General features: G+C 42.7%; 27 protein-coding genes. 11 read left to right on the plus strand and 16 right to left on the minus strand.

From position 1 onward, the window contains the following. Positions 1-3: 3 nt before the first annotated feature. Positions 4-567 carry a hypothetical protein gene (locus tag GVT53_RS08625; protein ID WP_166248275.1) on the plus strand — a complete coding sequence of 188 codons (564 nt, stop codon included), beginning with the start codon at positions 4-6 and terminating at the stop codon, positions 565-567. Positions 568-656: 89 nt separating this feature from the next. On the opposite strand, the gene GVT53_RS08630 is transcribed toward GVT53_RS08625, so the two are convergent. Beyond that, complete coding sequence (locus tag GVT53_RS08630; protein WP_166248276.1) at positions 657-2123, minus strand: PorP/SprF family type IX secretion system membrane protein; 1467 nt, start codon at positions 2121-2123, stop codon at positions 657-659. 73 nt (positions 2124-2196) lie between these two features. Between GVT53_RS08630 and GVT53_RS08635 the strand changes: the two genes are divergently transcribed. Continuing rightward, positions 2197-2721: a SixA phosphatase family protein gene (locus tag GVT53_RS08635; protein ID WP_166248277.1), complete on the plus strand. Its 525-nt coding sequence runs from the start codon at positions 2197-2199 to the stop codon at positions 2719-2721. 2 nt (positions 2722-2723) lie between these two features. Here the strand turns inward: GVT53_RS08635 and GVT53_RS08640 are convergent, their stop codons facing one another. Further along, positions 2724-3461: a DUF6503 family protein gene (locus tag GVT53_RS08640; protein ID WP_240905178.1), complete on the minus strand. Its 738-nt coding sequence runs from the start codon at positions 3459-3461 to the stop codon at positions 2724-2726. 80 nt (positions 3462-3541) lie between these two features. Here GVT53_RS08640 and smpB point away from each other — a divergent pair, with 80 nt between their 5' ends. After that, positions 3542-4003, plus strand: a complete 462-nt coding sequence (gene smpB, locus GVT53_RS08645) for an SsrA-binding protein SmpB (RefSeq protein WP_166248279.1) — start codon at positions 3542-3544, stop codon at positions 4001-4003. On the opposite strand, the gene GVT53_RS08650 is transcribed toward smpB, so the two are convergent. Next, positions 4000-4641, minus strand: coding sequence for a protein-L-isoaspartate(D-aspartate) O-methyltransferase (locus GVT53_RS08650; protein WP_166248280.1), 642 nt, complete (start codon positions 4639-4641; stop codon positions 4000-4002). The two genes, smpB and GVT53_RS08650, sit on opposite strands and share 4 nt — an antisense overlap. A 115-nt stretch (positions 4642-4756) precedes the next feature. On the opposite strand from GVT53_RS08650, the gene GVT53_RS08655 reads away from it, so the two are divergent. The 8 genes from GVT53_RS08655 (at position 4757) to GVT53_RS08690 (ending at position 12461) form a co-directional block, all read left to right on the plus strand. After that, on the plus strand, positions 4757-5722 hold the full coding sequence (locus GVT53_RS08655) for a Gfo/Idh/MocA family protein (RefSeq protein ID WP_166250446.1): 966 nt from the start codon (positions 4757-4759) through the stop codon (positions 5720-5722). A 51-nt stretch (positions 5723-5773) separates the two neighbouring features. Further along, positions 5774-6661: a 3-hydroxybutyryl-CoA dehydrogenase gene (locus GVT53_RS08660; RefSeq protein ID WP_166248281.1), complete on the plus strand. Its 888-nt coding sequence runs from the start codon at positions 5774-5776 to the stop codon at positions 6659-6661. A gap of 6 nt (positions 6662-6667) precedes the next feature. Continuing rightward, on the plus strand, positions 6668-7903 hold the full coding sequence (locus GVT53_RS08665) for a DUF1015 domain-containing protein (RefSeq protein ID WP_166248282.1): 1236 nt from the start codon (positions 6668-6670) through the stop codon (positions 7901-7903). Positions 7904-8209: 306 nt separating this feature from the next. Beyond that, positions 8210-8869 carry a YggS family pyridoxal phosphate-dependent enzyme gene (locus tag GVT53_RS08670; protein ID WP_166248283.1) on the plus strand — a complete coding sequence of 220 codons (660 nt, stop codon included), beginning with the start codon at positions 8210-8212 and terminating at the stop codon, positions 8867-8869. A 13-nt stretch (positions 8870-8882) separates the two neighbouring features. Then, on the plus strand, positions 8883-10199 hold the full coding sequence (locus GVT53_RS08675; RefSeq protein WP_166248284.1) for an exonuclease domain-containing protein: 1317 nt from the start codon (positions 8883-8885) through the stop codon (positions 10197-10199). A 3-nt stretch (positions 10200-10202) separates the two neighbouring features. Then, a complete protein-coding gene (locus GVT53_RS08680) occupies positions 10203-11054 on the plus strand; it encodes an ion transporter (protein WP_166248285.1) in 852 nt (283 codons plus the stop codon). Then, positions 11051-11977, plus strand: coding sequence for a tRNA (adenosine(37)-N6)-dimethylallyltransferase MiaA (miaA, locus tag GVT53_RS08685; RefSeq protein ID WP_166248286.1), 927 nt, complete (start codon positions 11051-11053; stop codon positions 11975-11977). Before GVT53_RS08680 ends, miaA begins: the two co-directional genes overlap by 4 nt. Beyond that, positions 11967-12461, plus strand: a complete 495-nt coding sequence (locus GVT53_RS08690; protein ID WP_166248287.1) for a gluconokinase — start codon at positions 11967-11969, stop codon at positions 12459-12461. Before miaA ends, GVT53_RS08690 begins: the two co-directional genes overlap by 11 nt. A 79-nt stretch (positions 12462-12540) precedes the next feature. Here GVT53_RS08690 and GVT53_RS08695 read toward each other — a convergent pair whose 3' ends face one another. From GVT53_RS08695 to GVT53_RS08755, 13 genes are all read right to left on the minus strand, one after another. After that, positions 12541-13257, minus strand: a complete 717-nt coding sequence (locus tag GVT53_RS08695; RefSeq protein WP_166248288.1) for a response regulator transcription factor — start codon at positions 13255-13257, stop codon at positions 12541-12543. A 9-nt stretch (positions 13258-13266) separates the two neighbouring features. Next, positions 13267-14853 (minus strand): sensor histidine kinase, encoded by a 1587-nt coding sequence (locus GVT53_RS08700; protein ID WP_166248289.1) that lies wholly within the window; start codon positions 14851-14853, stop codon positions 13267-13269. Positions 14854-14917: 64 nt separating this feature from the next. After that, a complete protein-coding gene (coaE, locus tag GVT53_RS08705; protein ID WP_166248290.1) occupies positions 14918-15511 on the minus strand; it encodes a dephospho-CoA kinase in 594 nt (197 codons plus the stop codon). Beyond that, entirely contained in the window at positions 15508-16464 is a 957-nt protein-coding gene (locus GVT53_RS08710; protein ID WP_166248291.1) for a CdaR family protein, read from the minus strand. The genes coaE and GVT53_RS08710 overlap by 4 nt, the downstream gene beginning before the upstream one ends. A gap of 2 nt (positions 16465-16466) precedes the next feature. Next, a complete protein-coding gene (locus tag GVT53_RS08715) occupies positions 16467-17474 on the minus strand; it encodes a glycosyltransferase family 2 protein (protein WP_166248292.1) in 1008 nt (335 codons plus the stop codon). Between the two features lie 54 nt (positions 17475-17528). Further along, a complete protein-coding gene (locus tag GVT53_RS08720; RefSeq protein ID WP_108246237.1) occupies positions 17529-18341 on the minus strand; it encodes an enoyl-ACP reductase FabI in 813 nt (270 codons plus the stop codon). 320 nt (positions 18342-18661) lie between these two features. After that, on the minus strand, positions 18662-20314 hold the full coding sequence (recN, locus tag GVT53_RS08725) for a DNA repair protein RecN (protein WP_166248293.1): 1653 nt from the start codon (positions 20312-20314) through the stop codon (positions 18662-18664). Positions 20315-20547: 233 nt separating this feature from the next. Further along, positions 20548-21438 (minus strand): type IX secretion system protein PorD, encoded by an 891-nt coding sequence (gene porD / locus GVT53_RS08730; protein ID WP_166248294.1) that lies wholly within the window; start codon positions 21436-21438, stop codon positions 20548-20550. Continuing rightward, complete coding sequence (gene coaBC, locus GVT53_RS08735; RefSeq protein WP_166248295.1) at positions 21431-22636, minus strand: bifunctional phosphopantothenoylcysteine decarboxylase/phosphopantothenate--cysteine ligase CoaBC; 1206 nt, start codon at positions 22634-22636, stop codon at positions 21431-21433. Before coaBC ends, porD begins: the two co-directional genes overlap by 8 nt. 3 nt (positions 22637-22639) lie before the next feature. Further along, positions 22640-22966 carry a DNA-directed RNA polymerase subunit omega gene (locus tag GVT53_RS08740; RefSeq protein WP_108246241.1) on the minus strand — a complete coding sequence of 109 codons (327 nt, stop codon included), beginning with the start codon at positions 22964-22966 and terminating at the stop codon, positions 22640-22642. 24 nt (positions 22967-22990) lie between these two features. Beyond that, the gene (locus GVT53_RS08745; RefSeq protein ID WP_166248296.1) at positions 22991-23824 is read right to left on the minus strand and encodes an outer membrane protein assembly factor BamD; all 834 of its coding nucleotides are present in this window, start codon (positions 23822-23824) and stop codon (positions 22991-22993) included. Between the two features lie 108 nt (positions 23825-23932). After that, a complete protein-coding gene (gene dapA / locus GVT53_RS08750) occupies positions 23933-24823 on the minus strand; it encodes a 4-hydroxy-tetrahydrodipicolinate synthase (RefSeq protein WP_166248297.1) in 891 nt (296 codons plus the stop codon). Between the two features lie 4 nt (positions 24824-24827). Continuing rightward, positions 24828-25361 (minus strand): DUF6913 domain-containing protein, encoded by a 534-nt coding sequence (locus tag GVT53_RS08755; protein ID WP_166248298.1) that lies wholly within the window; start codon positions 25359-25361, stop codon positions 24828-24830. Between the last annotated feature and the right edge of the window lies 1 nt (position 25362).

Raw genomic sequence — 25362 nt, forward strand, 5'->3', positions numbered from 1 at the left:
AAGATGGGAGAAGAAAATCAAACAGATTGGACTATCCAGTTGCGCAATGAGGTCTTTTATAAAGTGTGGTATGAAGGAAAATATAGCTTGGAGAACGGATATCACAGTGTTACAAAGGCAGTTTATGTACAATTTAAAAGTGGCCTTGTCCTTAAGTTTTCTACAGAAAAAAAGGAAAGAAAGACTGCTGGTCACCATTTGATCATAGAGGAAAAGCAACTATGGCAAAAGGAAAAAAGGTACGTGAAAGACCTGAAAGAAGTAACTGCTTTGGGAGAATACGGACCTTTTATAAAAAGCCCAGTTATATCCTGCGACATGGAAGTGCAAAATGTAGGGGAAAACATAATTGCTCCGTTTACGCCGATGATGAACCGAATGTACAGCCAATATTTAATGCTGAACATCCAGTTAATGGTTGACGATGAATATGCGCTTTGTATTGCCGCATCCAAGGTGATAAACGGACAACAAATGATCAATTTCTATAACCAATTGACGGTTTTCTTCCAAAAATCGGTCCACACGGACTATAAGCAGAAAACATCCGAATATTTTATGTGGTGATTTTTGTTTTCGCCAACAATTGTCTTTCAGTAAGATGAAATGCATACCATTTTTGAACTATTTGTGGTAAGCAGGAGCTTAAGAAGTAACTAGTCTCCTTTCACCCTAAAAATCCAGGTCTTGTCCTCATACTTGCCAAAAAACTTACTGTCGCGGGCTTTTCTGGCCTCTTCCATGGTGTTGTAGCGTTCCAAATACACATAATTGTACTTGTTGAAGCTTCTATAAAAAGATTTGGGCTCCAGACCTTTTTCCCTGAGCGTTTTCATGAAATTGTCAAAGTACTTTTTGGTGCCATATACGTTGGCGATCAGATAAAACCCAGGTTCCAGGCCATCTTCATTTTCTACCTCTTCGTAGCGTTCGTTGGGCCTTACGACCACTTTTTGGTTCTGCAACTGTGCAATACTATCCTTTTTTCGCTGTAGCTCCCTTTGTTCTTTTTCATGTTGAAGTTCCAATTGCTCCTTAATTCGTTGTACTTCGGCCAAGGAATCTTTTTCCCGCTCCAACCTTCTTCTCGCCTCAAGTTCTTTTTGTTCTTGCTGTCTGCGCTGTATCTCAATCTGTTCTTGCTTTTGTCTTGCCTGTTCATCCTCATCGGGCTCAGGCAAAACTTCTTCCTCTTCAGGTTGTAACTTTTCCCTTGGTTTTGATTTTCCAAAGTGATAGGATGCAATAAATTCTATGGTGGATTCTTCTTCTGCAAGGGAACTATCGGTACCAAACTCCATGAGTCCGCCAATGGAAAAAGCGTTGGAAATTGTTATGCCCAGCCCTCCCGAAGGACCATAAAAACTGTTGTAGCCGCCTTGAACCCAAAACTTGGAGGTCGAAAACAGACCGTTCAGTCCGTATTGTGTATCGCCATTAGGGATGGATTTTACATAGACCACTGGCCTCACAAAACTATGGCCAAGACCTTCTGAAATCATCACTGGAAAATCGTTGCTCAACGTTCCGGTGACGCTCTGAAAGCTATCCGTGTTTTCGCTGCTGCCGGACACATTGAAGCCAACTGCATTTTCCAACGCCAATCCAACACTGAACCGGTTTACGACCAATCGTAATCCCGGCGAAAATTGGACCCTGAACGCTTCAAAATCTTCCAGAAAAATTGGATCTAATTCATCTCCTTGAAAAAACTGTTCGTCTGCCACCGTTTGCTGAAAAGCAAAAATGTTCAGTCCGGCCATTAATCGGATATCCTCATCCAACTCAAAAGCCTGTGCAAAGTTCAAATTGCCGCCCGTGTATAAAAACACACCCGTATTGTGCTGCAAAAATCCGATGGAAGCACCGGATGTATTGTTGAACCGATGCGTGTAATTGGCAAAAACGGAAGTAGGGTCACCATCAATGGCCTGCCATTGCCAGCGTGCCCAAACAGAAAGGGAATTGGGGTTGTTCCAATCCAGAACATAGGTAGGATTGAACAAACTGGCATTGTACTGCGTTAGAGAATGTTGCCTAAAATCCGATGGAAGAACAGGTTCTTGACCCCAACTCGCGTTACAAATCACCAATGCGAACAAACAAACCAAAAACTTGGGCATACGAGAAAATGAAAATTAAACGTTACTTTTAAAAACTGATTAACAAAAATACACGGGAACTTTTTATAGAACTATGCAAAACATTAAACCTCTAATCGCCCTTGCAATTATCCTCGTTGGGAGTATAAGTTGCAAAAAAGATACAAAAATTGCAGAAGAACCTGTTATTTCAACCTTCTATTTTATCCGTCATGCAGAAAAAGATAGAACCGACCCGGAGAACCCCGACCCAGAGCTGAACCAAGATGGGCTGGACAGGGCCATTCGCTGGGCCGAGGTGTTTGATGCCATCCCTCTGGACGTGGTATATTCCACAAACTACGAGCGCACTTCCATGACCGCGGCACCGACTTCTGTAAAAAAAGATATCGATATCAAATATTACGACCCAAGTACATTTGATGTGGAAGAATTTAAATTGGTGAACGAAGGCAAAAATGTTTTGGTGGTGGGACATAGCAACACCACTCCAATGCTAGTGAACAAAGTAATTGGTATGGAAAAATACGAACAAATGGATGACTCGGACAACGGCAGCCTGTTCATCATAAGAATTATTGATGGAGTCCCTACTGACATCCGTTTAAAAATGGATTAAAACTACTCCACAACAATATTTTTTAGCTCGATCTTGCTCAAAAGCTCCAATTCGCCTTTGTTGTGCAACTGACCAATTTGCAAGATGCCTGTACCATCGTTTTTGGGCTTATAATTCTCGTAATCCACAAAGCGGATACCATTAACATAGCGTTCGTTGTAAGCTTTTCTGAAACGTTGACCGCCCCCGTCCACATGAAAGTCATAAGCGAGATATTCGGGTTTAAAGGTTTTTAAATCAAACCAATACAGGTATGTGTCCTCAAAATCTTCTCCCCCGCCCTGTTGGTCGAACGTTACTTTTACTTTGTAATATTCTTTGTTTTCGATGATTTCCTTGCCCAAAAGCTCCTTGTTTACGGCACCATCGTTCAAACCATAAGGCAAACGCACAAAATAATGCACCGAGTTGATGGAATTCGCATATTTAACCGCCATGGTATCGTGGACCATCACCAAGGAATCGTTCATATAGCGTTCAAATTCGTCGCCCCGCTTAACATCGGTAATAGTCATTGAATCCACTTCTGAAATTCTAGTATAAACCCGTTGCCCGTCCACATTTTCGGAAACATAGCTCTTGTCCCTAAAATCAAAGGTTACCTTGTGGTCATTGAAGCGTTTTCCGCCACTGTCCGCAATGGAATTATCCACGATTTGCTGGGCTGTCAATACTTTCTTGGGTTCTTTCTTGCATCCAATTGTTAAAACAAGTATCAGGGGGATTAAAATTCTTTTCATAAGGTGGTTTGGGTACTTATTCGTAAAATCTAGCATAACATTACAATTTTCTAAGCAAAGAGTTTATATTTTTGTGCCCGATGCAACAAAATATCAACATAAAAAATAAAAGGGCCCGATTTGATTATGAAATTTTGGACACCTACACCGCAGGCATTGTGCTGGGGGGGACCGAAATTAAATCGCTTCGATTGGGCAAGGCTTCCATTTCACAAAGTTTTTGTGAGTTCAATGATAAAGGAGAACTTTTCGTCGTGAACATGCAAATTGATGAATACAGTCACGCAAGTCACTTTAACCATGCCCCAAAGGCCGTGCGCAAGCTGTTGCTCAACAAACGGGAATTGAAGAAACTCAACAAAGAGGTGGCCACGACCGGGCTTACCATAGTTCCGCTCAAAGTTTTTATCAATGATAGGGGATTGGCCAAAATGAACATCGGTCTGGCCAAGGGTAAAAAACTGTACGACAAACGGGAAACCATTAAAAGTCGGGACAGCAAACGGAACTTGGACCGAATCAAAAAAAGTTTCAACAACTAGTTTTTATCCTCCAACAAAGGAACGAATCGGAAAGAGCCAAATTCTTTTTTCTCAAATTCTTTTTCAGACTTTCGCACGAACAAGGTCATAATCTGTTCATCTGTTCCCACGGGAATCACCAACCTACCCCCTACTTTTAGTTGGGATAAAAGAGCCCGTGGCACTTCGGGTGCGCCCGCAGTCACGATAATGCCATCAAAAGGGGCCTCTTCGGGCAAGCCTTTGTAGCCATCGCCAAAAATCATTTTCTTGGGACGATAATGCATTTTATTGAAGAACAATCGGGTGGTCTTGAACAGTTCCAACTGGCGTTCAATGGTGTAGACCTTGGCCTTTAAATGCAACAAAACCGCAGTTTGATAACCGCTTCCCGTCCCGATCTCCAAAATCTTCGCATTGGGCCCCACCTCCAATAATTCTGTTTGAAAAGCAACGGTATAAGGCTGGGAAATGGTCTGATCGGCACCTATGGGAAACGCCTTGTCCTGATACGCATGATCTTCAAAACCACTGTCCAAAAACAAATGCCTCGGTATAGTTTTTATGGCTTCCAAAACTTTTTTGTCCGTAACTCCCTTTGCGGCAACAATCTCCGCCAAGTTCTTGCGCATTCCCCTATGTTTGAGCGTATCCTTCATGGTCTGTGGTCTGGTGGCACGAATTTATAAAGTTCCCTAAAAATATCCCCTTAGTTCCGCTCAAAAATTTATGGAAACTGGCTTCATATCCGTATTTTTGACCAAAACAGGTATTATGCTAAAAGTTGGTGTCCTGGGAGCGGGACATTTAGGAAAGATACACCTCAGGCTCTTGAACCAGTCCGATAAATATGAACTTATCGGATTTTACGATCCGGACGAGATCAATGCCAAAAAAGTAGCCGCAGAATTCGGTTATACCCATTACGATAATATCAATAATTTGATGGATGCCGTGGATGTCGTCGATATTGTAACACCGACATTGTCCCACTTTGATTGTGCCAAAAAAGCCATCGAAAAAGGCAAGCATATATTCATAGAAAAACCTATCACCAACACGCTTGAGGAAGCGGAAGAGTTATTGGAGCTTTCCAAAAAACATAATGTTAAAGGTCAAGTTGGGCATGTGGAACGCTTTAATCCCGCATTTTTAGCGGTAAAGGACAAAATAGAAAACCCCATGTTCATTGAAACGCATCGCTTGGCGGAATTCAACCCGCGTGGAACCGATGTCCCTGTGGTACTGGACCTTATGATCCACGATATTGATGCGATTTTGAGCGTCGTGCCTTCCGAAGTGGAGAAAATAAATGCCAGTGGTGTTTCCGTAATCAGTCAATCGCCCGATATTGCCAATGCGCGCATTCAGTTTAAAAATGGCTGTGTGGCCAACCTTACCTCCAGCCGAATTTCGCTGAAGAATATGCGCAAGTCGCGTTTTTTTCAGCGGGATGCCTATATTTCGGTAGACTTTTTGGAGAAAAAAGTGGAAGTGGTCAAAATGAAGGATGCTCCAGAAAATCCTGGGGACTTTGATATGATCCTTCAAAATGCCGAAGGGGAAAAGAAACAAATCTATTTTGAAAACCCCGAAATAGACGTCAACAATGCCATTTTGGACGAGTTGGAAACTTTTGCCGATGCCATCAACAACGATACTACCCCGATCGTAAGTTTGGAACAAGGCACCAATGCCCTTCGTGTGGCCCTTCAGATTATTGAGTCTTTTGAAAATTAATCGTCGTCTTCTCGACTTTGCTCGAAATGACACAATTTTAAATAATATACTATGGAACAAATAGCTGTAATCGGTGCTGGAACCATGGGAAATGGTATTGCCCACGTTTTTGCCCAAAACGGATATAAAGTGAATTTGGTGGATATTGCGCAGGCATCCTTGGATAAAGGAATGGCAACCATCACCAAAAATTTGGACCGAATGATTTCTAAAGAAGTCATTGACGAAGCCAAAAAAGAAGCGACACTGGCCAATATTGCCACCTACACCAATTTAAAGGATGGCGTTTCCAACACGGATTTGGTGATTGAAGCAGCCACGGAAAACTTGGACATTAAACTCCAAATTTTCAGGGACTTGGACGAAGTCTGCAAAGCAGAGACCATTTTGGCCACCAATACGTCCTCTATTTCCATAACCCAAATCGGTGCCGCCACAAAGCGCCCTGAAAAAGTGATCGGAATGCACTTTATGAACCCAGTTCCAATCATGAAGTTGGTGGAGATCATCCGTGGGTACAGCACATCGGACGAGGTAACGGAAACCATCATGGAACTTTCCAAAAAATTGGGCAAAACCCCGACCGAGGTAAACGATTATCCAGGATTTGTGGCCAACCGCATCTTGATGCCCATGATCAATGAATCCATCGAAACCTTGTACAATGGCGTTGCCGGTGTTGAAGAAATCGATACGGTGATGAAACTGGGCATGGCACACCCCATGGGACCGCTCCAACTGGCGGATTTTATAGGATTGGATGTGTGCCTTTCCATTTTGAACGTGATGTACGATGGATTCAAAAATCCGAAATACGCTCCATGTCCCCTACTCGTAAATATGGTGATGGCGGGCAAGCTCGGTGTAAAATCGGTGGAAGGTTTTTACGATTATTCCGAATCCAGAAAGGCTGAAAATGTTTCCGCACAATTCAAATAAGATTTCATGGCCATTGTAAAGCCTTTTAAGGCCATCCGCCCTACAAAGGACAAAGCTTTTTTTGTTGCATCGCGCTCCTACGAAGAGTACTCCAAGGAGGAATTGAAGGCGGTGTTGCAATACAATCCCTTCTCTTTTCTGCACATCATCAACCCCGGATTCAAGTTTGAAAAGAACATCAAGGGCAAAGAACGGTTTGGTTTGGTGCACAATCGGTATTTGGAGTTTTTGGAGGAAAACATCTTTCAAAAAGATGAGGAACCCAGCTTTTACCTCTATCAAATTGAAAACGGGAACTTTAAAAGTTTGGGGTTCTTTTGTGCCTGTAGTGTGGACGATTACAAAAACAACGTCATAAAAAAACACGAGGACACCATCCAAGATCGTGAGGAGCTTTTTGCAGATTACCTGCATACCGTTGGCTTTAATGCCGAGCCCGTGCTAATGACCTATGAGGACAATGAACTGGTGGATGAAATCTTTCAGCGGAAAATAGAACGGAAACCAGAATACGACTTTACGACAACCGACAGAGTCAACCATAAACTTTGGAAAATCTCCTATCCCGAAGGAATAGAGAAACTGGAGAAGGCCTTTGGCGACCTAAAAGCGCTCTATATTGCGGATGGACACCACCGTTGTGCGTCTTCCAGCTTATTGGCAGACTTAAAAATGTCCGAAAACGATAATCATACTGGAGAAGAGGCCTACAACTATTTTATGGCCTACCTGATTCCTGAATCCCAAATGAAGATCTCTGAGTTCAACCGTATGGTCAAAGATTTGAACGGCTATTCAAAAAAAGAGTTTTTAATCAAACTTGATGAACATTTTAGAATAGAAAAAAGGACCCATGGACTCTGCAAGCCATCCAAAAAACATGAGTTCAGTATGTATTTGGAGGGCGAGTTCTATACCCTGCATTTCCGGCAAACGAACCATGAGTTTACCGATGCATTGAGCAAATTGGACACCCAAATCCTTTACAAAACCATTTTAGAGCCCATTTTGGGCATCACAGACCTTAGGAACGATAAACGGATTTGCTACGGATATGGCAAAAATAACCTTATCCAAATGAAAGATTTGGTGGATTCGGGCGACTTTTCAGTAGGTTTTAGCTTGGTTCCCACCACCGTACAGGAAATCAAGACCATTGCCGATGCAGGTTTGGTAATGCCCCCGAAAAGCACGTATATTGAGCCCAAGCTCCGTAGCGGGCTGGCTATTTATGAATTATAAATTTTAACCCATAGTTCATTTTGATGATAGCATGACAGAAAACCGTCAGTTCGAGTTTTTCGGAAAGAAAAAGTATCGAGAACAAGGTTTATTTCCTTAGAAAATTCTTTTCTCGATACATTTTTTTGAACTTTGGTCCAAAAAACCACTCGAAATGACAAATTTTTCATCAAAACGAACCTTTAATGATTTTTTGTAGTTTCTTCGCTCCGTTCTGCAACGGAATAAAAAAGCAGGAATTCATAAATTTAAAAGATTCCGCAGCATATCGATATTTGTCGAGAGCGGAATGACATCAATTAAACTATGTCCATAAAAAATAATCTCAATACAATAAAATCCGAACTCCCCGAAGGAGTTACCCTGGTCGCCGTTTCCAAAACCAAGCCCAACGAGGACATCTTGGAGGCCTACGAGGCTGGACAACGTGCATTTGGGGAAAACAAAGTGCAGGAGATGGTCCAAAAATGGGAAGATCTGCCCAAGGATATCGAATGGCACATGATCGGCCACGTGCAACGCAACAAGGTGAAATATATGGCCGAGTTTGTTTCCCTTATTCATGGTGTCGACAGCCCGCGATTATTAAAAGAAATCAACAAACAGGCTAAAAAATACGATCGTGTGATTCCGTGTTTGCTTCAAATACATATTGCCGAAGAGGATACCAAATTTGGTCTGGACAAAACTGAACTGGACGAACTTTTGGAGTCTGACACATTTAAGGCCATGGAAAACATCAAAATTGTGGGATTAATGGGCATGGCGACTTTTACAGATGATGAAAGTCAGGTTCGTAGGGAGTTTGCCCAACTTAAATCCATGTTCGATGAACTTACAACCAAGTTGAACGACATCACCATCCTTTCCATGGGCATGAGCGGCGATTACAAAATTGCCATTGAAGAAGGCAGCAACATGGTACGGATCGGAAGCAGTATATTTGGGGCTAGAAACTATTCATAACCAGTAATTTTCCATGTACGCGATACTTGACATTGAAAGCACGGGAGGAAAATACAATGAGGAAGGCATTACCGAAATCGCCATCCACAGGTTTGATGGGCATCAGGTGGTAGACAAATTCATCTGTTTGATCAATCCAGAACGGGAGATACAGCCTTTTGTGGCCAAACTCACGGGAATCAACAATAAAATGCTGCGCTCGGCGCCCAAGTTTCACGAAGTGGCCAAACGCATTGTGGAAATTACCGATGGTGCCACTTTGGTGGCGCACAATGCCCAATTCGATTATCGCATCCTAAGAACGGAGTTTAGACGTTTGGGATACGATTTTCAGCGCAAAACGCTTTGTACCGTCGACCTTTCCAAACAGCTCATACCCGAAGCGGAATCGCACAGTTTGGGCAAATTGGCACGTTCGTTGGGCATTCCCATGAGCGATAGGCACCGGGCGAACGGGGATGCGCTTGCCACATTAAAGCTCTTTAAATTGTTGTTGGACAAGGATTCGGACAAGAACATCATCACCGAGGTCATCCGCGAAGAGACCCATGGGGAACTCTCTCCCAACCAACTGGATATGGTATTTAACCTTCCGTCCGAAACAGGAGTGTACTATATGCACGACAAGGATGGGGAAATCATCTTTCTAGGGAAGACCAAGGACATCAAGAAAAGGGTGAACCAACATTTTACCAATGTGGGCAAACTGGCAAGAAAACTTCAAAAAGAAACGAAAAAAGTCACCTACGAAACCACTGGAAGCGAGCTTATTGCCATTTTAAAGGCCTATGTGGAGCAAAAAAAGAACAGACCGCGATACAACCATGTTTCAAAAAAGAAGCTTTTTACCCATACCATAGATTTTAATCAAAATGGTACCGAGCATATAGTGTTGGAAGTGGAAAAGAACCGGACTCTGGAACACAAAAAAATGGCTTTCAATGGAATTCAGTCCGCCAAGAGCTTTTTGAACAAAATATCCGAAGAGTTCGAACTTTGCCCATGTTCTCTGGGGACGGGCCCCGTGGAGGCTGAAAAGGCATCAGAATGTAACGACAAGGTGCTTTCCGCTTTCGAAAAATATAGCATTCAAAACAAGGATATTGCACTTATCGATCGTGGAAGGGAAACCGGGGAAAGAAGTTTTATCTTGATAAAGAATGGTAAACTTCAAGGATTTGGGTTCGTGGAGCTCAACCACCAAATCAATAATATTCATATCTTAGAATCGATAATGACTCCGATAAAGAGCGATGATAACACCACCTTTATCGTTGAAACCTATTTGAGAAAAAACAACCGTTTAAAGACCATTGCCCTAACTCCCTGATTGTTGAAAGACTATAAACCACAAGCCAAATGGAAGAACAAACTTCATGAAGTCATTTATGAGGCGGACACTCCATCGGGCAAGTTTTTTGATATCGCCCTTTTCATCCTGATCATCATCAGTGTTATTTTGGTAATGTTGGAAAGCATCGATGATTTTGATGCACGTTATCACCGTACGCTCTTGACGCTTGAATGGGTAATCACCATTTTCTTTACCCTTGAGTATATCGCAAGGTTGATCAGCATCAAAAAACCAATGAAATATGTGTTCAGTTTTTATGGCATCATTGATTTTTTGTCCACCATACCACTCTACCTTTCCTATATTTTGGCGGGGTCCCAAGTATTATTGGCAGTAAGGGCTTTTCGGTTGCTCCGTATTTTCAGGATATTGAAGCTCGTAAAGTTTATGGGGGAAGCATCCCAGTTACAGTCGGCCTTAAAGGCTAGCCGGGCCAAGATTGCCGTATTTATCTACGTGGTCCTGATTTTATCCGTTATCATGGGTACCCTAATGTATATCGTAGAGGGAGACGATTCCGGCTTTACCAGCATTCCCAAAAGTATCTATTGGACCATTGTTACCTTGACCACGGTGGGCTATGGGGATATTGCCCCACAGTCCAATCTAGGGCAGTTTTTGGCGACTGTGATCATGGTCCTGGGTTACGGGATCATAGCGGTGCCCACGGGAATTGTTACCGCAGAATTTACCCGGAACGGAAACAAAAAAAATGATAGCAAGGACAATGGTCATCTGGTACACGTAAATACCCAGGCCTGCCCAAATTGCTCCGTGGAAGGTCACCGTGATGATGCCGATCATTGTTATAATTGTGGCCATCCGTTATGAGTACCAAGGTTTTGCTTGCAGTTGTGGGTCCAACCGCCATTGGAAAGACCGCTTTGGGCATCCGATTGGCCCAGCATTTTGATACCGAAATACTTTCGGCCGATTCCAGACAGTTTTTTAAAGAGATGCAAATCGGCACGGCCGTTCCCTCCAAAGATGAATTGGAGGCAGCCCCCCATCATTTTATTCAGCATAAAAGTATTACCGAACCCTTTTCCGTTGGCGATTTTGAGAAAGAGGCCCTATCGCTTCTTGATGAATTGTTCCAAGAGAAGGAAATCGTGGTTATGGTCGGAGGCAGTGGACTTTACGTGGATGCCGTAATCAATGGATTGGACGAGTTTCCCGAAGTTGACCCGGAAATCCGGGCCAACCTAAACCAACAGTTGGAAAGTGAAGGGGTAAAAAGCCTTCAAAATGAGCTAAAACAAAAGGACCCTGACTATTATAAAACGGTGGATTTGGAGAACCCCCACAGGTTGATAAGGGCCTTGGAAATATGTAGGGCATCGAACAGGCCATATTCATCATTTTTAAACCGACCAAAACCCGAGAGACCGTTTAAATCCCTTTACATTGGCGTGGATGCCCCCAGACAAACAATATACGATAGGATAAATGCCCGTGTAGACCTTATGATGGAAGCCGGGCTGCTCCAAGAAGCCCAAAAACTTTACCCGTACAGAAACCTGAACGCGTTACAAACAGTTGGTTACAAAGAACTTTTTGAATATATTGAAGGTCAATGCACATTAGAGGCTGCTATTTCGGAAATCAAAAAAAATACAAGACGATTTGCAAAACGGCAACTGACTTGGCTGCGAAAGAACGAGGCCATTTCATGGGTACCCCATGATGCTGAACCAAAATCGGTGCTCCAAATGGTAACAGACCGACTTAAAACCAACCTTTATGCCCAATAAAACTGTACTAATAGTTATGGGAGTGAGCGGTTCGGGTAAGACCGAAATTGGAAAACGACTTTCCAAAGAACTCTCCGTACCCTTTTTTGATGGTGATGACTTTCATCCTGAAGCGAACGTTAAAAAAATGAGCGCGGGCTCTCCCTTGAATGATCAAGACCGTAAGGAATGGTTGGTCGCCCTAAATAGATTGGCCGTAGAACATAAAGACCACGGAGCCATAATTGCATGTTCGGCTTTAAAAAAGAATTATAGGAGCCTTTTAAGGGCCGGGATGGGCAATTGCATGGAATTTGTATATTTAGATGGTTCCTTTGAGTTGATAAAGTCTCGGTTGGAACAAAGGAAGGGACATTTTATGCCCTTGAACCTGTTGCAATCCCAATTTGATGCATTGGAGCCGCCTTCCAAGGCAATAACTGTTTCCATAGATGAAACCCCTGCCAAGGTTGTGAAAAACATAATTAAAAAGCTCAAAGATTAAAATCCCTCGAATTTTCGGCAGAAAAAAGCCACCTTTAAAAAGGTGGCTTTTTTAATATGATATGGAGACGTTGGATGGATCATTGCTCGTTTTCTGCTTTTACCACAAGTCTAAATCCTTCCCCGTGTATATTTAATATTTCAACCAGGTCGTCTTTTTTCAGATATTTCCTTAGCTTGGCGATATATACGTCCATACTCCTGGAAGTAAAGTAGTTGTCGTCCCTCCAGATTTTGGTGAGAGCCAGTTCCCTCGGCATCAGATCGTTTTCGTGCAATGCCAATAAACGCAATAGTTCGTTTTCCTTTGGAGACAATTTAATGGGCTCCTCTTCTTTATATTTCAAGAAACGGAGTTTTGAGTTTAAATGGAAGTTGCCGATCTCAAACTCGAACTGTTTGCTATCGGCCAAGGAACCAGAGGCTTTTCTTTGAAGGATTGCCTTCAATTTCATCAGAAGGACCTCGGAATCGAAGGGTTTGTTCAAATAATCGTCAGCACCTGCCTTGTACCCTTTCAACACGTCTTCCTTCATTGTTTTGGCCGTTAAAAAGATGATAGGAACGTTCTCGTTTTTTTCACGGATTTCCTTGGCCAAGGTAAATCCATCCTTGTAGGGCATCATAACGTCCAAAATACAAACGTCATAATTGTCCTTTTTGAATTTTTCAAAACCTTCCATTCCATTTTTGGCCAGCACGACATCAAAGTCGTTCATGGTCAAATAATCCTTTAGGACAATTCCAAAATTTGGATCGTCCTCAACCAATAGTATCTTTTTTTTCTCTGTTTCCATAGTTCGTTTTTAAATTAAAGGCAGTTTTATAAAGAAAGTGCTTCCTTTTCCTTTTTCACTTTCTGCATAAACCTCGCCCTGATGATCATCTATAATTCGTTTTACGTAGGCCAATCCTAATCCGTGGCCTTTAACGTTATGTATGTCGCCGGTATGTTCCCGGTAAAATTTTTCAAATACTTTTTTAAGCACGGCCTTGCTCATTCCCGCACCGTGATCTTGCACTTTTATAATGATGCTGTTTTTTACCACCTCGGTAAACACGTCTATCTTGGGGGTTTCGGGGGAATACTTTACGGCATTGTCCAAAATATTCACCACAACATTGGTCATGTGCATATCGTTGGCCAAAACTTCGGCCCTTTCTGCATCAAGATGGGCATTTACATAGCCTCCCCTATCCTGCACAATAAGCTCTATATGGGCAATGGCGTCAGTAATGATGTCATGTACGTTCACACGGTCCTTAGTGATATCCAACTGATTTTTTTCCAATTTGGATATTCTCAATACGTTTTCAACCTGAGCGTGCATCCGTTTATTCTCATCACGAATCATGCCCAAATACCTCAGTACCTTTTCCTTGTCCTCGATGGACTTTGGGTTTCGGATGGCTTCCACCGCCAAATTGATGGTGGCTATGGGCGTTTTGAACTCGTGCGTCATATTATTGATAAAATCCGACTTGATTTCAGATATCCGTTTTTGTTTGATCAACTGGTAAATGGCACTGGAATAGGCCAACATGATGACCAAGGTAAATACCAAGGACAAAAGTGCCATTCCCATCACAGAACTGAAAATGTATTTTTTCATGCTCGGAAATGTGAGCAACAAGGAAAAGTTGGACACTCCTTCGCTATCCTTAAAAATTGGGGCCTTGTACATTTTGGAGCCCGAAAATTTAAACTTTCTGGAGCGCACTTTAGTTGGGTAGCCTTGGCTATAAACCCCGTATTCGTAATCGGTATCAATATTCCGATTGCTCAACTCTTGGCTCAGCAACAGTTCCAGCTCTTGTTTGGATACCCGCTTATGAATGGGCCGTGTTTTGGCCGCTTCCATAAATACATCTTCCCAAGCCGCCTTGTCAATACTGCTCAATCCACCGATTTTCTCGGCACGCTGTATCGGGGTAAGGCTATAGCTTTTTCCATCCAGCCCGTACTCTTCCTTAAATACGGCCTTGGTACGCTTGCTGGTGAAATTCTTGATGGTGGTCGTATCTTCGTTACCATCTGTATTAATATCAAAGAACGCAGAGGTTATATTGTAATCTTCTTCAAGAATTCCGTGGGAATAAAAAAGAATTTCATCGGAATTCAAATCCCGATCCACGAACAAAAAATTCTTGTACTGCGTGCTCTTGGGCTCGCCAATACTATCTGCAAGAGATGCCAAACGGTCCGAGTATTCCTTCATCTCGCGCTTCTCCACCCTACTCGCCACTTTATCCAGAATGTCCGTAACTGTCCTCGAAAATTGTTCTTCCTTATCGTTTATGGATGTTCTGATCCAATAAACCTGCACAAAAATTATCCCCAAAAGAGATAAACTCATAAGAACAACCAGAAGAACGAATAGCTTCTTGTTCATTGGTGTAAAATTAAAAATTTAACATTTAGTACTTTTAGCGTTTAACCAAAACTTAACATAAATGTTAAAATTTCTGGGCCAGCGCTAATAGTTTGAGGTGTAGTTCTTTAACCTTTTCCTTGGTTTTGTCCAAGTCCAGGTTTTCTATGTTGAAATCGGCCAATTTTTTTTTGTGGCTGTCTTCCAGTTGGTTGTTCATGCGGTCCTTTACCGCTTTTTCGCTGGTCCCGTCCCTCTGTACCACTCTCTGAATGCGGGAGTTCAATGGTGCAGTCACCAATATAGTACAATCATATTTATCTTGGGCATCGTTTTCAAAAATCAAAGCGGTTTCCTGAACCACATAGGGCGATTTCTGCTTTTTGGCCCAGTTTAAAAAGTGCTCCCTAACTGCTGGGTGTACGATTCCGTTTAGTTTTTCGAGCAATTCGGAATCTTTGAATACTTTATCCGCAATATAAGACCTGTCAAGGCCTTCGCTGTTGTACGCACTATTTCCCAATAATTCGATTATCGCTACTCTAACCTTCTCGGAGGTCACCATCAGCTCTTTGGCTTCCTTGTCGGAATCATAGACAGGAATGCCCAAGTCCATGAACATTTTTGCAACAGTGCTCTTTCCACTGCCAATTCCGCCTGTTAGTCCCACTATCATCATTGCTGTTCCAAAACAAAGTTTACCGTCTTCTCTTCCAACTTTACATCGTAGACTTTTTGGGGACTTTCCGTGATTTCCAAGAACAATTTACTGCTTTCGGAGCCATCCAACTGGCCATAATCCGCCACAACCTCAAAGTCAGCGGCAGATATTTCTTTTAAACGCTCTATGGTCGCCTTGCACAATAAGGTAACCGAATTGGGGAACGTCTTTACCTGATACCCTTCAGGGATATTCTTTACTTGGACAGGGACTTCAAAAACCTTTTCTGAGAATTTGGCAACCTTGCCAAAAACCGTTGCACGACCCACGGAAAATATACTGTTATCCAATCCTTTTGGAAAAACAAGGGTTACTTCACTGGAAAAGTCCTCGTTTACATTGTTTAATTGTATGGACGAAGTTTTTATGGATCTTATGGTATCAATTTCACTTTTTGGCCCCTTCACAACGACCGAATCAGGTGAAATTTTGACCTTCCCGTCCAAAATATAATTTTGTTGCAATTTAAGGTTCAGGTTTGCCCCAATCGGTATTTTTTTGGAATCGACCTTATATAGATCCACATCCAAAACGTTCGGGTCCAAGTCCAATAAAGAGATGTTCTGCGAGAGTTGTTGGTCCATTTGTCGCATCAGCACCTCTTCCCTAAGAACATATTGGCCATTTTGGTAGACCACTTGGGATACATCTATATCGATTTGACTTCTAAAAACTTTATAGTACAAAAATTGAAACCCACTTGTTCTGAGTTTGGCCTCAATCTGATTGTTTGAATTCTCCCCCAGCAACAAAGAATCGGGAAGATTTCTATAATTCAAGTTGAAATAGGCTCTTGATTCGTAGGTTTCTGACAAATTGCTGATGAACCATGCCAAAAAAGAGCATATCAGAAATAGCAAGAATACTTTTGCTTTCCTCTGGTTAAGACCTTGCAATACCTTTTTGAACACTTTTATTTCTTCTTGAAAAATAGTTTTGGAAACAGTTCCTCTGGCTTCTTATTACTAAAGTTAAGCAACATTGTGGACTTGAAAAAACCTATTCCATATCCCGTGAACTGAATCAAAAGGGCAAAAATGGACAAAAGGGCCACAATCAAGCTTTTACTCTTTATCAATGCATCCAAAAATAGTACCAAAAAATAGAATGCATACAATAGCAAAGGCAGTATTAGCCCTGCCATGGCCACTACCATGGCAATTATAAGCCCCAGCATAAACAAGGTAGGAAACCAATAGGTCGGCTTTGCCGTTCCCGGGTGCCATTTATTGAGGATTGGGCGTACCATGCCAAATTTATTTACTTGGATATAGAACTTGTTCCAATCAATGCGTCGTTTGTGGTACACGAATGCCTTGGGGAACAATCGGGTTTCGAATCCAGCTTTCCAGATGCGAAAAGTCAAATCCGGGTCCTCCCCGGGGTGAATGCGTCCAAAACCTCCTGCTTTTTCAAATGCGTCCTTGGAAATGCCCATGTTAAAGCTCCGCGGCTGAAATTTCCCTACTGCTTTTTTACCTCCACGGATACCTCCTGTGGTCAGGAACGATGTCATTACATAATTGATGGCCTTCTGGATGGTGGTAAAGGAATCGTCGGCGGCATCCGGGCCACCAAAACAGTGTACAAATTCCTTGGTTAGCTCCTTGTCCACTTCGGACAAATATTGTTTAGGAAGGATGCAGTCGGAATCCAAAATGATAAAATAATTTCCCTTGGCCTTTTGCATTCCAAAGTTTCTGGAATCCCCCGGCCCTGAATTTTCTTTAAAATAATAGGAAATGTTCAGCCCCTCTCGAAACCTATTCACGACTTCCTCCGAACTTTGCGAGGAACCATCTTCTACAATGACCACCTCAAAATCTTTCTGGAAGTCTTGTTTCTGAAGACTCTCCAACAGCTCCCTGGTCTCTTCGGGCCTGTTGTAAACTGGAACCACAATGGAAAAAAATGTATTCATCTTAAACAGAAAAGCCACCCCTGATAGAGTGGCTTCCCATATATTTTTTAAAGTTTATTTTGAAAACTCATCGATTACTTCTTGGCTTACCCCGGTATTGGAGAAACCACCATCGTGGAACAAGTTCTGCATCGTCACTTTTTTGGTCAAATCAGAGAATAGTGATACGGTATAGTTGGCGCAATCATCTGCGGTTGCGTTGCCCAACGGCGACATTTTTTCCGCGTAGTTGATAAAACCATCAAAACCTTTAACACCCTGTCCGGCCGTGGTCGGGGTCGGTGATTGCGAAATCGTGTTCACCCTTACTTTGTGCTCTTTTCCAAAAAAGTAACCAAAACTTCTTGCAACAGACTCCAAATACGCCTTATTGTCGGCCATATCGTTATAATCGGGGAATGTTCTTTGTGCTGCCATATAGGTCAAGGCGACTATACTTCCCCATTGGTTCATCGCTTCAGCTTTGTATAGGGACTGCATAACTTTGTGAAAAGATAATGCCGATACGTCCCAGCCCTTCTCGGTAAAACTATAGTTCTCGTCCGTGTAATGTCTCCCTTTTCTAACGTTTACGGACATACCGATGGAATGAAGGACAAAGTCCAATTTTCCGCCCAAAATCTCCATGGATTTCTCCACCAAGTTTTTCAAGTCCTCTTCGTTAGTGGCATCTGCGGGAATTATTTCAGAATTGGTTTTTTCCGCCAGTTCATTGATTTGCCCCATGCGCATAGCAATAGGTGCATTGGTCAGAACAAACTCGCCACCTTCTTCGTGAACGCGCTCTGCGGTTTTCCAAGCAATGGAGTTGGGGTCCAATGCGCCAAAAATGATTCCTTTTTTACCTTTTAAAAGATTGTATGCCATAATTTCTTGCAATTGTTGATTGTAGGGCAAAGATATTTAAACTATTTGAATGTTAACCCAACACAAATAGATAGATTCTCGTTATGCTTAACTTGTTTCAGCACCCATCTCATCCAATAGCCCTACATGAGACCCTAAAATAAATTCAGAGATAAAGTATAGTCTTACTTTTAATTCAAGTTTGTCATTTCGAGTGATTTTTAAACCGTAAGGGTAAAAAAATTGTGTCGAGAAATGAGTGTTTTAAGATATAAAACCTGTTCTCAATACTTTTTCATTCTGATAAAACTCGAACTGACAATTTCCAAGCTAAACACCAATTATTGCAACAGTTCCCTCGCGTGGGCCAGAGCGGATTCGGACAAGGACTTGCCGCCCAACATTTCCGCCAACTCCCGCACACGTTCGTCCGTGCTAAGTTGTTTAATGTGCGTACTCGTGCCCTCTGCCCCTTCTTCCTTGTACACTTTAAACTGATACTTTCCTTTTGATGCCACCTGGGGCAAATGCGTAATGGAGAATACCTGCATAGTGCCGCTCATCTGTTGCATAATTTCTCCCATTCGGTTGGATATTTCACCGGAAACCCCCGTATCGATTTCATCGAACATCATGGTAGGCAAATTTTCGTATTCGGCCAAAATGGATTTTATGGTGAGCATGATGCGCGAAAGTTCACCGCCCGATGCTACCTTTTTCAATTCTCCGTAATTGGAGCCTTTGTTTGCCGAAAACAAGAATATCAAATCATCTTTCCCGTTGGTTTTAAATGATTTGGATGGGTTCACCTCAATTTTAAATGTGGCCGCCGACATTCCCAAAGATGCTAGGTTGGCTTGAAGTCTTTCGTTCAACTTGGGAATGACAGCCTTTCTTCCATCACTGATTTTTTTGGCCCATGCATCAGCACTTTTGGTGATAGCATCGACCTCTTGTTGTTTTTCTTTGATTTTAGATTCAATATTGGCGACCGCATCGACCTTTTGTGCCAATTCCTGTTGAATGGCCAATAAATCCGTTACCGAATCAGTATGATGTTTTTTCTGAAGATCGTAGAGTTGCTGCAATTTTCCGTTGACGACTTCCAAACGCTCTGGGTCGGCCTCCACACCTTCCTGCAACTGCTCCAATTCTGAAGCGATGTCGTCCGTTTCAATCAATACAGACTGAATCCTGTCATATAAAGATTTATAGTCAGCCCCGAAATCCGTCAATCCTTGAAACGCTCGTTTTAAATCGGTAAGTCGGCCCACAATGCCCAATTGCTCATCATTCAACAACTGATGTCCTGCGGACAACTGCTCCATAATCTGCTCCACGTTGCTCAATTGCTCATACTCTTCTTCGAGTTCTTCCTGCATGCCTTCCTTGAGCTTGGCATCTTCCAGTTCCTTCAACAAAAAACTATTGTAATCGTGTTCTTTATCGGCATCGGCCTGGAAATCCTCCAACTTTTGAAGTTCCTTCGACGCAGTTCGCAACTTTTCAAGCTCCTCCGTATATTCTGAGAGACTCTCTGAGTTGTCGGCCAACGCATCCAACACTTTCATCTGAAAATCGTTGTCGGTGAGCTGCATGGTCTGGTGCTGCGAGTGCACGTCCACCAATTGGTCGCCCAGCGCCCGCATTACATCCAAAGTAACGGGGGAATCGTTTACAAACGCCCTTGACTTTCCACTGGGCAATATCTCCCTGCGAAGAATGGTCGTCTCCTCGTAGTCCAGTTCATTTTCCTCAAAAAACGGCTGGAGCTGATATTTGGAAATATCGAACTCGGCCTCTATCACACATTTTTGTGCTGTATTTTTTAAAGATGATAAATCGGCCCGCTTCCCCAAAACCATGGAAAGTCCGCCCAATAGTATGGATTTTCCCGCCCCGGTTTCACCTGTTATGGTAGTGAATCCGTTTGAAAAAGACACACTTACATCATCAATGAGTGCATAATTTTGGATGGATAGATTTGCTAGCAATATTGAAGAATTTACCCGTAAAGATAAATTTCTTTGGAGAACTGCACTAACCTATTGTTCATTTTGAAAAAAATCGTCATTTCGAGTGGATTTCACGATAATATGAGTGAAATCTGTATCGAGAAAAAGAATTTTTATCCATAAAAGTTCTCGATACGATTTTTCGTTCCTCAAAATCACTCGAACTGACCCCCAGAATCGCGCTGTACCTTCAAATTACACAATAGATCGCCCTAGTAATTTATTTCATTCCATGTGCTGGAATAAAATGGCGCCACTTTATTAAGGGTTTCCTTGAGTTTTACGATGTCCACCTTTGGACCATCGGAGAAGATATTCTGGATTTCCTCGGACTTGGCATCAAAAAAGGTCTGAATCAAGAAGGCATTGGGCCTGCGGCTAATAAGTGTTTCGAACAAACGAAGACTTCCCGCAATGATTTGCTTGCCGGTACTGTTGTTGTCCGCCAAAATATCGAGCCCTTTTCTGTGATAGTTGTACATGGCAATGCGATATTCCCGAAAAGAGTTGCTCAGGAGATTGTCCACCAATTCAAAACGGCTACGATCTCCCGTTTCTTGGCTCCAACCGGCATAGCCGGAACTTTGCGCCTGGGTCACAATGTTCTGGGCCTGACGATAAAAATCATTCCCGCCCTCCAAGGAGAACGTATCGGCATCCAACCCTAACATGATGTAAACGTAATAAGAGATCACACCTACCAAATTGGAATCAATATTATTTGGATTGTACACCAATGGTTGGAATTCCTGATATTGAAAGTTAAACGAATTGTCCTTGTAGTTGAACACCGGACTTTCGTAAGTGGTATTAAAAACGGGGCGCGTGGACTGAATCTGGATGTTGGCCTCAAACCGGTCCGATTCATATTGGGTCACAGTTATGAACAAACGCGCATTGACCCGTTCATTTTCGCGATAGGCCCTGTTCGTCCACTTTGTTTTGTTCACAAAATCGGTCAACGAACGCTCCAACGTCCTAAAAATCTGTTGATTGGTCTGCCCCACTTGGTCGGAGTTCACGGTGACCGCACAATTTAATTCCTGTGCAGTGACCCCTGCGGCCATTAACAATACTAAAACAGAATAAAATAAGTTACGCATGGATTCTGGAGATGATTTCTTTCCAAATATCGGAAGCCACCTCGGGCTTCGTCTTCAAATCAAACGTTTTTATCTGCGAATTCTTATCTATGAAAGTAATTTTATTCGTGCTTCCCCCAAACCCTGCGCCATCATCTTTTAATGAATTAAGAACGATGCCGTCCAAATGTTTTCTTTTGAGCTTGCCTTTGGCATTTTCCAGTTCATTCTGGGTCTCCAAGGCAAATCCCACCAAGAACTGACTCTTTTTGGCCTCGCCAAGTGACATTAAAATATCAGGGGTTCGTTCCAATTCGATTTTCATATCCCCCTCTTGCTTCTTCACTTTTTCCGAAGCAATGATTTTAGGTCGATAATCCGCCACTGCGGCGGCACATATGGCAATGTTTGCATCTGCATAATATTCATGACAGGCTTCGTACATGTCCTGGGCAGATGTCACTCGAATCAGCTGAATATTAGCGTGCTCTATGCTCAAATGTGTCGGCCCTGAAACCAAAATCACCTTTGCACCCAAGTTTGCTGCCTTCTTGGCCAGTTCAAACCCCATGGTGCCCGTGGAACGGTTTCCCAAAAATCGAACGGGGTCGATGGCCTCTTGTGTGGGCCCTGCGGTAATGAGCACTTTTTTTCCTGATAATAGCAGTCCTTTGCCCAAATCTTCTTGCATGAAGGCCACGATGTTCTCTGGCTCCGCCATGCGTCCTTCTCCGTGAAGTCCGCTAGCAAGCTCGCCTGATTCAGCAGGAATCAAGATATTCCCAAAAGATTGCAATTTCTCCAAAGAATTCTTGGTCGAGGGATGCTTGTACATATCCAAATCCATGGCAGGCGCAAAATACACGGGGCATTTAGCAGATAAATAGGTGGCCAAAAGAAGGTTATCGCAAGTGCCATTGGCCATCTTGGACAACGTATTCGCAGTGGCGGGGGCAATCAACATCACATCGGCCCAAAGTCCGAGCTCCACATGGTTGTTCCAAGAAAGGCTCCCATCTTCCTCGTTGATAAAATCCATCAACACTGGGTTTTTGGAAAGTGTGGAAAGCGTGAGTGGAGAAACAAAAGAGCTGGCGCTCTGGGTCATAACAACTTTGACCTGGGCGCCAGCTTTAATCAGTAAACGAACAAGAAAAGTGGTCTTGTAGGCGGCAATTCCCCCGGAAACTCCCAAAAGGATATTTTTACCGCTGAGCATTTCTTATGCGTCTTTCTCTGTATTCCTGTAATAAATTTTATCCTCTAACCACTCTTGTACGGCCAAAGCGTGTGGTTTTGGCAACTTTTCGTAGAATTTGGAAACCTCGATCTGCTCTTTGTTCTCAAAGACTTCTTCCAAACTGTCGCTGTAGGTCGCGAATTCTTCCAGCTTCTCCAACAATTCCTTTTTTATCTCGGAATTGATTTGGATCGCTCTTTTTGAAGCTATGGAGATAGCTTCGTAAATATTTTCGGTTTTTTCGTCAAACTCGTTTCTGTTGAGAGTTTTTGTGGAAACCGGGGCCTTTGTGTTTTTCAAATCTTGCATATGCAATGGTTTAAAAGCTGTTTTTTATTTGGATACGGAAGTGTTGTACACGCTCAATTCCTCTCGGATAGTCTCGGCATAGTCATCTGCTTGTTTCTTGAATTCCGTTTCTGGAAAATAGCGCATTAATGTATTATATGAATCAAGAGCATCTTCCAAGCGCTCCTGTTTTTTGTCAAATGTACTGTTCAAGGCCAGTCTGGTGGCCGCTTCAATTCTATAATATAAGGCTTCTTCCCTGTAAATGGAACCGGGATTGTCCGTTATAAAATTATCAAAGGCGGTGATTGCAGAAATCAAAACGGGCAGGTTGAATTCTCCCAACTTATTGAATTGCTTTGCAATCTCTATTTCTTTCTTTTCCTTTTTGGCGGTCAATTCCTTGGCCATGGCATTGGCTTCCTCAAAAAACTCCGACTCGGAGTAATTGTTGATAAAAGTCTGCAATTTTAACAGGGCCTTGTCGGTTTCGGTTTGATCCAAAGAATATCTTGGGGAAAGCATGTAATAACTTTTTGCCCCTAAAAAACTTGCTTCTTGAATCTTATCACTACGTGGATATGATTTTATGAAACGCTCAAACTGATATCCCGCCAAATAATAATCGCCGTTCTTGAAATAGCTGTCCGCAAAAAAGAACATTACGCGTTCCCCTTGTGGCTTGCCCACGTACTGGGGCGCAATCTGCTCGAACAAACGAACCGCTCTTTTATAATCGCCTTCCTCGTACAGCTTTTCGGCCATATCATATTTGGCCTTCACATCGGTTTCCTTAAGTACCTTTTGATACTCACTACAGGATACGAGAAGTACTGCTGCACAACAAAAAAGGAGTATTGACCTCATTTTCAAAAACATTTTGCAAAATTAGTGATATTGAACGGATATAAAAAAAGATTTTTTACCCTTCAAATGTAACGGCAACCAAGATCAATACCCAAGGGTTTGGGCAAGTTTTAACGAATTTTAAACATGTGCCCTGTCCAGTTGTACCAACGAAGCAACGATTTTATCCTTCAAAACCGGCGTTGCCTCTACCAAAGGCAATCTTACCGTCGACCTTGAAATGCCCTTGCTCTCAAAGATACTTTTTATGCCAGTGGGGTTCCCCTCTTCAAAAATCAGCAACATCAACGAGGATAATCTGTGATGGATGCGATATGCTTCCTTTACATTTCCTTCCAATCCAAATTTAATCATATCGGAAAAAAGCGATGGCAATCCCTGGCCCAAAACGGAGATAACCCCTGCCCCGCCTGCCAAAACCGTTGGCAAGGCCGTGGCATCATCACCGGAGATCACCAAAAAGCCTTCCGGTCTGTCCTTGAGTATTTTATCAATCTGAACGGCATCACCGCATGCTTCCTTGATACCAACTATGTTGGGGAAGTCGTGTGCCAACCTTAGCGTGGTCGACGGCAACATATTGCTGCCTGTTCTTGAGGGTACATTGTATAATATAATCGGGATGGGAGATACTTCTGCGATCAATTTAAAGTGCTGGTATATGCCCTCTTGGGTTGGTTTGTTGTAATATGGGGAAACGGATAGGATGGCATCAAAATCCGACAAGTCCAATGTTTTTAGCTCGTGTACCACCGCCATGGTATTGTTGCCGCCCACACCAAGTACCAATGGAAGCCTACCTGCATTGGTACGGACGACTACATCTACCACCAATTGTTTCTCCGCTTGTGAAAGGGTTGCGGATTCGGCCGTTGTTCCCAAGACCACCAAATAATCCACACCACCTTGAATGTTATGTTCCACAACTTTCTCCAGGGCTTCCACATCCACCGATACATCTTCTCTGAACGGGGTTATCAAAGCCACTCCTGTTCCGATCAATTGTTCCATTACTTCAAATTTCTTTTAAGACCTTTAAATATTTTTTCAGTTCGCTCTTGAACAACGTAAAGTCGCCCAAAGGGGTATTTAAGATCAAATCGTTTATCTTGGGGTCCTGGGCGCCCAAACCTACCTTAAGGCGGGCGGGGGTCTTTACCGACAATAGCTTCATCATTAAATTATCTTCTTCATAATAATTGATGAGCATATCGTATTCTCTGCTCAAAAATTCCAGCACATAGCTGTTTTCTATCTGGCCCTTCCATCCAAGGTCCTTATCGGAGAACATTTGAATGGCATAAGGCGAGTTTTTGTCGTACTCCCGTTTATAGCCAATTATTTTTATGGCATTGGGCCTTAGCGAAAATTCTTCAATAAGTTCGTAAAAGGCCTCTGCTTTTTGAAATTTATCGACATCAACAATGCAACCAACACTGGTAATCCCCTTTTCCCTGGACACGGACTTTGAAGGCTTTTCCAATTCCTCCCTTAAATATTTATGCCCCGATTTAACCTTAAATTTGTCTTGGAGTCCTTTCAAAAACATA

Source organism: Flagellimonas oceani (genome assembly GCF_011068285.1).
Lineage (GTDB): Bacteria > Bacteroidota > Bacteroidia > Flavobacteriales > Flavobacteriaceae > Flagellimonas > Flagellimonas oceani.